The organism is Chroococcidiopsis sp. CCALA 051 (assembly GCF_003015105.1).
Classification (GTDB): domain Bacteria; phylum Cyanobacteriota; class Cyanobacteriia; order Cyanobacteriales; family Chroococcidiopsidaceae; genus Chroococcidiopsis; species Chroococcidiopsis thermalis.
Map to the genome: position 1 here is coordinate 19,785 of NZ_PYCI01000079.1, position 9,577 is coordinate 29,361.

6 protein-coding genes are annotated in these 9,577 nt (G+C 47.1%); 2 read left to right on the top strand and 4 right to left on the bottom strand.

All coding sequences use genetic code 11. The annotated features are described in order from the left end of the window. Positions 1 to 7: 7 nt before the first annotated feature. Together guaA and cbiD are read right to left on the bottom strand one after the other, a co-directional pair. Positions 8 to 1,597 carry a glutamine-hydrolyzing GMP synthase gene (guaA, locus tag C7Y66_RS18810; RefSeq protein ID WP_106546747.1) on the bottom strand — a complete coding sequence of 530 codons (1,590 nt, stop codon included), beginning with the start codon at positions 1,595 to 1,597 and terminating at the stop codon, positions 8 to 10. Positions 1,598 to 1,756: 159 nt separating this feature from the next. Next, positions 1,757 to 3,034 carry a cobalt-precorrin-5B (C(1))-methyltransferase CbiD gene (cbiD, locus tag C7Y66_RS18815; RefSeq protein ID WP_106546748.1) on the bottom strand — a complete coding sequence of 426 codons (1,278 nt, stop codon included), beginning with the start codon at positions 3,032 to 3,034 and terminating at the stop codon, positions 1,757 to 1,759. Between the two features lie 119 nt (positions 3,035 to 3,153). Between cbiD and C7Y66_RS18820 the strand changes: the two genes are divergently transcribed. Continuing rightward, positions 3,154 to 4,569, top strand: a complete 1,416-nt coding sequence (locus C7Y66_RS18820) for a glycosyltransferase family 2 protein (protein ID WP_015156811.1) — start codon at positions 3,154 to 3,156, stop codon at positions 4,567 to 4,569. A gap of 77 nt (positions 4,570 to 4,646) precedes the next feature. Here the strand turns inward: C7Y66_RS18820 and C7Y66_RS18825 are convergent, their stop codons facing one another. Then, positions 4,647 to 6,701, bottom strand: coding sequence for a DNA polymerase III subunit gamma/tau (locus C7Y66_RS18825; protein ID WP_106546749.1), 2,055 nt, complete (start codon positions 6,699 to 6,701; stop codon positions 4,647 to 4,649). 249 nt (positions 6,702 to 6,950) lie between these two features. Beyond that, positions 6,951 to 9,047 (bottom strand): thioredoxin domain-containing protein, encoded by a 2,097-nt coding sequence (locus C7Y66_RS18830; RefSeq protein ID WP_106546750.1) that lies wholly within the window; start codon positions 9,045 to 9,047, stop codon positions 6,951 to 6,953. A gap of 237 nt (positions 9,048 to 9,284) precedes the next feature. On the opposite strand from C7Y66_RS18830, the gene C7Y66_RS18835 reads away from it, so the two are divergent. After that, positions 9,285 to 9,577: ATP-dependent Clp protease proteolytic subunit (locus C7Y66_RS18835; RefSeq protein ID WP_199197515.1), on the top strand; the 293-nt coding region annotated here is incomplete at its 3' end.

A 9,577-nucleotide genomic window follows, 5' to 3' on the forward strand; every position in this document is an offset into this window, starting at 1 on the left:
TCTCTTCCTATTCCCACTCAATGGTTCCAGGTGGCTTAGAAGTAATATCATAGACGACGCGATTTACGCCCTTGACTTCATTCACGATCCGATTAGAAATTAGTTCCAACAAATCGTAAGGAACCCTTGCCCAATCCGCTGTCATCCCATCTTCGCTAGTAACGAGGCGTAGGACAATTGGGTAAGCATAAGTACGCTGATCGCCCATGACACCAACGCTACGAATTGGTAAAAGGACTGCAAAGGCTTGCCATACGTCATTGTATAAACCCTGCCGATTGATCTCTTGACGGACGATCAGATCTGCATCGCGGAGAATTTCCAACCGTTCGGCTGTAACTTCACCAATAATCCGAATTGCTAAGCCAGGACCAGGGAATGGCTGGCGCTGAACAATTTCTTCCGGTAAACCGATCGCCCGTCCGACTTTACGTACTTCGTCTTTGAAGAGTTTGCGGAGGGGTTCGACGAGTTTGAATCTCAAGTCTTTGGGTAAACCACCGACGTTATGATGGCTCTTGATCTTCACCGCGACACGTTCGCCTGTTTTGGGATCGACGTTAGTATCGGCAGATTCGATCACGTCTGGGTAAAGCGTCCCTTGCGCGAGGTAGTCGAAGGGTCCGAGACGCTTGGAACTTTCTTCAAACGTGCTGATAAATTCATGTCCGATCCGACGGCGTTTTTCTTCGGGATCGGTAACACCCGCGATCGCAGCTAAAAAGCGATCGCTAGCGTTAACATACTCTACCGGAATGTGAAACTGTTCTCGAAACAACTTCACCAACCGTTCCGGTTCGTGCTTGCGCATAAAGCCTTGATCGATGAATACACAAGTCAGTTTGTCACCGATCGCCCGATGTAAGAGAAAAGCTAGGGTAGAAGAATCTACGCCACCCGAAAGTGCCAACAACACTCGCTTATCACCGACTTTCGCCCGTACTTCTCGCACTGACTCTTCAACAAAAGCCGCTGTCGTCCAAGTTGGTTCGCAGTCGCAAATATGGTAGACAAAATTGCGGATCAATGCTATCCCACCGATTGAGTGGACGACTTCTGGATGGAACTGCACGCCGTAAAGTTTTGTATTGTGTTCGGCGATCGCCGCACAGCTAGTATTTTCTGTATGGGCGAGAATTTCAAATCCTTCCGGTAGTTTGACGCACGAATCCCCGTGGCTCATCCACATGGTCGTCCCATCTTCTACGTTGGTCAACAAGTCCGTGGGATCGTCTATACGCAAGGCTGCTTTACCATATTCTCCCCGTTCGGCGCGAACGACTTGCCCGCCTAACTGATTTACCATCAGCTGCATTCCATAGCACACGCCAAGGATAGGGATACCCAAATGCCAAATTGCGGGATCGCACTGCGGAGCACCTTTGTCATACACGGAATTGGGTCCCCCTGAGAGGATAATTCCTTTAGGATTGAGTAGGCGCAGTTGTTCGGCGGTGGTGCGATAGGAGATCACTTCAGAATAAACTTGAGTCTCGCGAATCCGACGGGCAATCAATTCCGAATATTGAGAGCCGAAGTCAAGAATCACGATCGTTTGCCGAGCTAGCCGCCTGAGTGACGTATCTTGTGGCGGCATTTCTGTTTGTATTGTCACTGCTGGAAGTCCTACTGGATGAGAAAAGGTTGCTCTAAGAGATGAAGCTCTCGATGACAAATCTAAAAAATATATCCCTATCTAAAGAGGGATACTAAAACTGTATTTATTGCTATCTTTAAAATGTTTATTCTTATTAAGTTAACACAAGTGATCCAGGATGGTAGTAGCAGTTTCGCTTTTGACTAAAATTTGACGATCGCGGTCAAACAGAACTGTACCAACACTAACTTGGCGATCGCTGTGATTGTAGATATATTCCTGAGAACGTCGATCGATTTCTGAGGCGATCGTTTCATAAACTCGACTTACCCAGTCGCTGTTTTCTCTTACATCCAATTCCCGTAAATATTTCAGCGCGGCTTCCGCTGTAGGACAAGCAAAAATTGCCTGAAGAACGTTTGTCGGTAAGCCTAAATTGGCGCAGTGTGCCGTGAGGATCTCGCGCCGTCCGTCCGCAAGGTGGTGGTGCGTGTGAAAAATCCCACCTGCGAGTTTCAGCAGCTTGCCATGATAGCCGAACAACAAAATTTCTTTGACTCCCTGCAATCCCGCCTCTACTAGCAGAGAACCCAGCCAATTTGCGGTTTTAACTAACCGTTCGCGATCGATCCCCAGTTGAGGTGCTAAGTCTAGACCATTTTCTCCCACACAAAAAACCAAACTTTCAAACTGTCGTGCTTTTGTTTGTAATTGTTCGCGACAGATATCTAACTGTCCTGGAGCGCTCAAAGGTTGAGAGATCCCTGTCGTCCCCAGCAAAGAGAGTCCATCTACCACGCCAAAAGCAGAATTAGAAGTCCGCTCCGCGAGTTTTCTGCCTTCTGGAAGGATAATCGTAACTTGAATTGTTTCCCCTGGAGCAAGCGATCGCTCTAAGTTGGCGTACAGCAATCTTTGGGCATAGGCGTAAATTGCCGGGGAATTCGGAATTCGGAATTCGGAATTCGGAATTGAAGAATCATTGACTATCCTGCCGATTCCTTCTCCACCGTTGATGATGATATTTTGCGGGTGCGTGGTAGTTGGTAATTGGTAGTTGGTAGTTGGTAGTTGGTAATTGGTAGTTGGTAGTTGGTAGTTGGTGTTGTCTCCCTTGTCTCCCTTGTCTCCCCCCTCTCCCTTGTCTCCCTTGTCTCCCCCAGCTCTCTTCTCCCCGACTCCCAATTCAACTAATGCCCAAATCGGGGTATTGCGCGTGATGTCCAAATTATCCCCAGGATCGCTGCGGGTAACTGCTAAAGCCATCCCTGGCTTGAGTTCGGCTACTTGTTCGATCGCAATTTCGACAATTTCAGGTGGTTCGAGCAAATCGATTAAAACACGATCGAGCGATCGCCCGTGTTTGATCTGCTGTAAAGCTGCTACAGCCGCAGCACAAGCGAATACTGGTAAGGTGTATCCAGAGCGGGGTGACATGGGTTGGAAGTCGGGGCTAAGAGGTGAAATGCCGAGATGGGTATAAATGTCAGATACAATAAGACTGCAAAGCCACTGATGGCGCAAACAATTACTGGTGTTCGATCGAGTAGTGACCTATGCCAGCCAATTCATGGTCTGAAAATGATTCATATGACGAACTAGACGCACTGAGCGCTTTCTTGTCAGACCTGTCAGATGCAGAAGAATCTGTAGAAACGTTGCCAGCAACGTCGCTGCCATCTCTGTTCCAAGGTCGCAGGCGCAAAGCCGCAGTTGTTTTAGTTACGATCTGGAGCAGTACTATTGCCCTGCATTTAGTTTCTTGGGGAGCATGGTTTGTACTTGGTCTAACTACGTTGTTTGGGATTCATGCCCTGCGGATAGTCTTAGCTCGACCGCGCCAGCAGGCAGAATTAGTTAGTGATGAAGCACTGGCAACGGCTCCTTTTATTTCCCTGCTTGTGGCAGCCAAGAACGAAGAAGCAGTAATCGGCAATCTTGTCAAGATACTTTGCAATCAAGATTATCCAAATGACAAGTACGAAGTTTGGGTGATAGACGATGATAGCACCGACAACACGCCAAAAATCCTATCACAACTGGAGCAGGAATACGACTGCTTGAGAGTATTGCATCGCCAGACTGGAGCAACTGGTGGCAAGTCAGGAGCGCTAAATCAAGTCTTGCCGCTGACTAAAGGTGAGATTTTAGCAGTATTTGATGCTGATGCTCGCGTGACTCCCGACCTACTCAAACAAGTTCTGCCTCTGTTTGCAGAAAAAAAGGTAGGAGCCGTACAAGTGCGCAAGGCGATCGCCAATGCCAGCGAAAATTTCTGGACGCTGGGACAGCAAGCTGAAATGGCTTTGGATGCCTACGTACAGCAGCAACGACTTGCAGTTGGCGGACTGGGTGAACTACGAGGGAACGGTCAATTCGTCCGTCGTGCAGCTTTGCAGCGCTGCGGTGGCTGGAATGAGGAAACAATCACCGATGACCTCGATTTGACATTCCGCTTGCACCTAGATCGGTGGGAAATTGAGTTTCTACCTTATCCAGCAGTGGAGGAAGAAGGTGTAACGACAGCACTTGCCCTATGGCATCAGCGTAATCGTTGGGCAGAAGGCGGCTATCAGCGATATTTAGACTACTGGCGACCGATCCTGAGCAACCGTATGGGAACTCAAAAAACCTTTGACATGTTCATGTATCTGCTAATTCAGTACTTATTACCCGCTGCCCAGGTTCCCGATTTGTTCATGGCGATCGCCCGCAATCGTTTGCCCGTATTTAGCCCGCTGACAGGTTTAGCCATGTCAATGTCTATGTTGTGGATGTATCAAGGGCTAAAGCGGTTCCATCCAGATGGAAAGCTGCGTTTATCAACGCTGTTGATGCTGCTACTTCAAACCATGCGCGGTACTATTTATATGTTTCACTGGTTAGTGGTGATGCCCAGTATCACTGCGAGAATGTCCGTTCGCCCCAAACGATTGAAATGGGTTAAAACTGTTCATCAGGGTAAGAGTTAGGATTTGGTAATAAGGTAATAGGTAATAGGTAATTGGTTGTCTTTCCACGCACCACTCACCACGTACCACTTACCACACTAAAAATCAAGATCGGAGTCTTCGGCAGTATCACTATCTTCCCACTCTGGAACAGTGGCAGATGAGATACTGCTGATGTCTGTAGATGAGGTAAATTCTGTACTGTCACCGATCGCCTCACCATTGAAAGATTTAGCAAAGCGTTGAACTACAATATCGAACTCGCTAATTTCTAGTTGTCCGACTGGAGTGGAAGTCGTGGGAGTCACCGGATCTCCAGTTGCGGCTGCTGAGATTGGTGTTTTCGCAGAGCCATCCTGAAAGGCGGTTGCTGATTGGGAGTTTGAGACTGGAGCAGCTGGCTGAGCCATACTTACTCCAGTTGTATACTCGATCGCGGGAGCAGTGCCATTCGTATGATTGTTTTTCGTTTCAAGTGCGCTGCTATTAGCTGGAGCAATCTTAGCCACAGTCAAGGTTGCCTCGCGAACTTCCTTCGGCATCGCGGCTAATTCTAGCTGTACCTGAACTTCTTGTCCGAATGCCGAGAGAAAAGCAGCTTTGATATTTGGCACGTAAGCCTTAGCGCGATCGCGCCAAGCTGGAGATTTCATCCCAATCCGAGCAATACCAGCTTCAAATTGAATCAATCGTCCCATTTGCTTGAGCAATGCTTGAGTCGAGTGCGGTTGCAAGCAAGCAAGTACCTGAAGCCAAACTTTCTCGTTAGAAGAATTTGGCGTTTGGAATTCGGAATTCGGAAGTGAAGATTCTTGAGTGCTGGTAGTTGTTGGTTGTTGATTGGTAGTTGGTGGTTGGTAGTTGTTGGCTGTTGGCTGTTGGTTGTTGGCTGTTGGTTGGTAATTAGAAAGTGGTGCGTGGTGCGTGGTACGCTCAGGAATAGGGTGTGGGGTCTGGGGTGTGGGGTGTGGAGTTGAATTGCGAATTGCTCCCTCAGCTCCCTCAGCCCCCTCAGCTCCCTCAGCTCTCTTTCCCCTGCTCCCTGCTCCCTGCTCCCTAAGTGAAGCAGATGGCAACAATCCCAATAAGCTGACTTCTAGCCATAAGCGGGGCTGGGTTGTATTTTTGATTTGGGCTTCACTTTTAGCTAAGTGCTGTTGTCCTACCAAGATATTAGAAATATCCCAAGCTTTAGCTTGCGTGCAAAGCGCATCCCATGTTGCAGGAGTAACGGCGATGAGATCGTTACGGTTGGGCGCGGTTTTAGCCACAAGTAAATCACGATAGAAACCTGCCAAGTTTTGCAGCAGCGTTAACGGTTCCCTACCCCGATCCATAATTCGACGCACGGCATCGAGTAATGCTTCTGGTTGATTCTGTGCGATCGCCTGTAAAATCTCTAGCAAGTCTGGCTCGGCAACAGAACCGACTAAATCCCAAATTCGCTCTACAGTCACGACTCCAGCTAATAAGCTCAACTGATCGAGTAAACTTTCGGCATCCCGCAACCCCCCCTGGGCAAACGATGCAACTAAATGTATGGCTTCTGGGGTAATATCAATGCTTTCTTTAGCTGCGATCGCGCTTAAATGCCCTATCATCGCGTCTAGCGGAATGCGGCGGAAATCAAACCTTTGGCAGCGCGAAATAATTGTTGGTAATACCCGTTGGGGATCGGTGGTAGCTAGGACAAATACGACATGTGCTGGCGGTTCCTCTAAGGTTTTCAGCAGGGCATTAAACGCCGCCGTACTGAGCATGTGGCATTCGTCGATCGCGTACACTTTGTAACGACACTGAACGGGGGCAAATTGAGCGCGTTCGATCAGTTCTCTAACATTATCTACGCCCGTGTTACTAGCAGCATCGATTTCAATCACATCTAGAGTCGCACCTTTAGCAACTCCTTGACACACGACACAGACACCACAGGGTTGAGCTGTTGGTTTGTTGCTATTGAGGCAGTTCAGCGATTTTGCTAAAATCCGAGCGCTAGAGGTTTTTCCCGTCCCCCTCGGACCTGTAAATAAATAGGCAGGGGCGATTTTCTGTCGCTCGATCGCATGAGTTAATGTAGTCGCGATCGCCTCTTGACCTACCAAATCGGCAAAAGTCTGAGGGCGATATTTATGGTGTAGCGGCTCGTAAGACATTGATTTGAAACTCTTCCCTACCACTGGGTAAATAGTACTAATGCACTATTTAGAACCCCATCTATAGTATGGCAGAGGAAGTATATCTCCTAAAGAAACGAAATTATATTCTATTAAGCTGGACGATTAGAAATCGCGTCTATACAAGCAAAACCCGCAGCTGCGGGTTTTGTAAATCCTCGACTTTACTATTAGTTCGCTCAGGCGGACTTGATTTGTGTAGCTGCACCTTTCATTCGTACTATTTTCCTACATCCCTCTTATCTGGCTTTGTTGAATCTGTTGTTGCATTTTTTCTAAGGTTTCGGCAGGTGCAAGACAAGTCAAACCCTTACAGACTAGACCAATACTGGAATCCGGTAAGTTATCTGCTTGGGTCAGCACGGCAGCAGGAAAATACTGTGTTAAAAATGTCTCAATTTGCAATTTTGAAGTCCGAATCGTCGTACAGTGAGAATACCAATCAAAAGCAGTGAATAGACTGGGGCAAGCTTGTGGGTGTTGGTGCATGGCACTGCTAAAAGCCTGTAATCCTTGCTCGGCGCGATCGAGATAAGTTAGATCTTCCGTCAGTAGAGCTAACCGCACGAGATTGGCGATCGCTACTCCATTCGCCGCCGGAGTCGCATTATCCGTATAGCTGCGTTCTCTAACAATTAACTCCTGACTCGCATCTTTAGCGGTATTGAAATAACCGCCTAGTTCCACACTCCACAGAAATTCATCAAATTCTGTTTGAACTGCGATCGCTTTTTCCAACCAATGTAGAGACGTTACATGTAACGTCTCCACATGTAACGTCTCTACAAGTGATGCCTGATGTAAATCCAACAATGCTTTGATAAATTGGGCGTAATCTTCCGACTGCGCCATGACAGCAGCCTTACCATCATAATTCAGCCGATGAAACCGCCCGTCTACCCACTGATTTTCTAAGATGAAGTTTGCTGCACGAACAGCCAAATCTAAATAATCATTTTGTTGGAATACGATAGCAGCTCTTGCTAAACCTGAAATCATCAAACTATTCCAGGCAACAATCATTTTGGTATCGGTGACAGCCGGAATTCTACCCGCCCAAGTTTGAGTTTTTGCTTCCTGATTATTTCGTGCTGGGGGAAAGGTATCTAATGCTTCAAATGTAGAACCATATCGCACCTGAAACAGTTTTCTCAATGCCGATTCTACTGTCTCGCTTAAACTACCAGTTTTGCGGCGTTGTAAGACATTTTTACCTTCAAAATTGCCTTGGGGAGTGACGGTAAATTCTGCTTGTATTGCAGTTAATTCTTCTGAAGTTAGGATATTTTCTAATTCGCTGTAACTCCAAACGTAAAACGCTCCTTCCTCTGGCTCTGCTTCTTCTGGATGTATAAAACTATCAGCATCTTGAGCGGCATAAAAATAGCCTTCAGGAGCCGTCATTTCTCGTTGCAACCATTTTACAGTCAGCGCGATCGCCCTTTCAAAAGCTGGTTCTTTGACTCCCGCACTCCACAAATTTGCTAAATACTCGACAATTTGCCCGTTATCGTAGAGCATCTTTTCAAAGTGGGGGACTGTCCAAGTCGGATCGACGGTGTAGCGATGGAAACCACCCCCTACATGGTCGTAAATTCCACCCAACGCTAGATCGATACCACGCTGAGTACAAGATTCTGGGAGATTGTAGCGAAAATTATCTTTCCAGACGGGCAAGAAACGCCACCCCCGTAAAGCTAAGTCAGCATAAGGAATCATGGGAAATTTAGTTCCGTAGTCACCACCTGTAATAATTCCCGTACTGGTTTCAATTCCTTGACGCAGTAACTCTGAATTTAAAGGCTGGGTATTGGGGAGAATAGCAGCTTGCTGGATAGCTTCGAGAATTGCTTCCTGGCGCGATCGCAGATCCTGTTTTTCGGTATCGTAATAACGGCGCAGCGCTTGCAGAACCTGTAAAAATCTTGGTCTACCGTATCGCGGTTCTAAAGGAAAATAAGTTCCACCATAAAATGGAACTAAATCTTCTGGCGCGAGAAAGATATTTAAAGGCCAACCCCCTTGACCAGTCATCATCTGCAAGGCTTGCATGTAGATACTGTCAATATCGGGACGTTCTTCTCGATCTACCTTAATTGGCAAAAAGTTAGCATTCAAGTATTCTGCCACGGCAAGATCGGAAAAAGCTTCTCCCTCCATGACCGTACACCAATGACAGCTAGAATAACCAATCGACAGAAAGATTGGCTTATTTTCTGCTTTTGCCTTTGCCAAAGCCTCATCACACCAAAACCACCAGTCAATCGGATTTTCAGCGTGCTTGCGGAGATAGAGGCTTTGAGTTTGAGCCAGACGATTAGTCATGGTTAAATTGTGGTTGCCTTCACTGCCAGTCTATCGAAAAGGAGCGAGGAGTGAGGGAAGGATGGGGAGACAAGAGAGACAAGGTGACAAAAGAAACAAGGGGACAAGGGAGACAAGGCGGACAAGGGAGAAATTCGATCTAAAATCCAAAATCTAAAATTTCCCTCACTCCTCACTCCTCGCTCCTCACCCCTTCTTAATAGATAAAATGAAGAAAACTCACAACAGACTAACCGAATGATTCCTATTGTTATCGAACAATCTGGACGCGGGGAACGCGCTTTTGATATCTACTCTCGCTTGCTGCGGGAACGGATTATCTTTCTAGGACAAGCCATTGATTCTAACTTGGCTAATTTGATTGTCGCCCAGTTGTTGTATTTGGATGCTGAGGATGGCGAGAAAGACATCTATCTCTATATCAATTCTCCTGGTGGCTCGGTGACGGCGGGAATGGGTATTTTTGATACGATGAAGCACATTCGCCCCGATGTTTGTACAATATGTACGAGATTAGAAGCCAATATGGG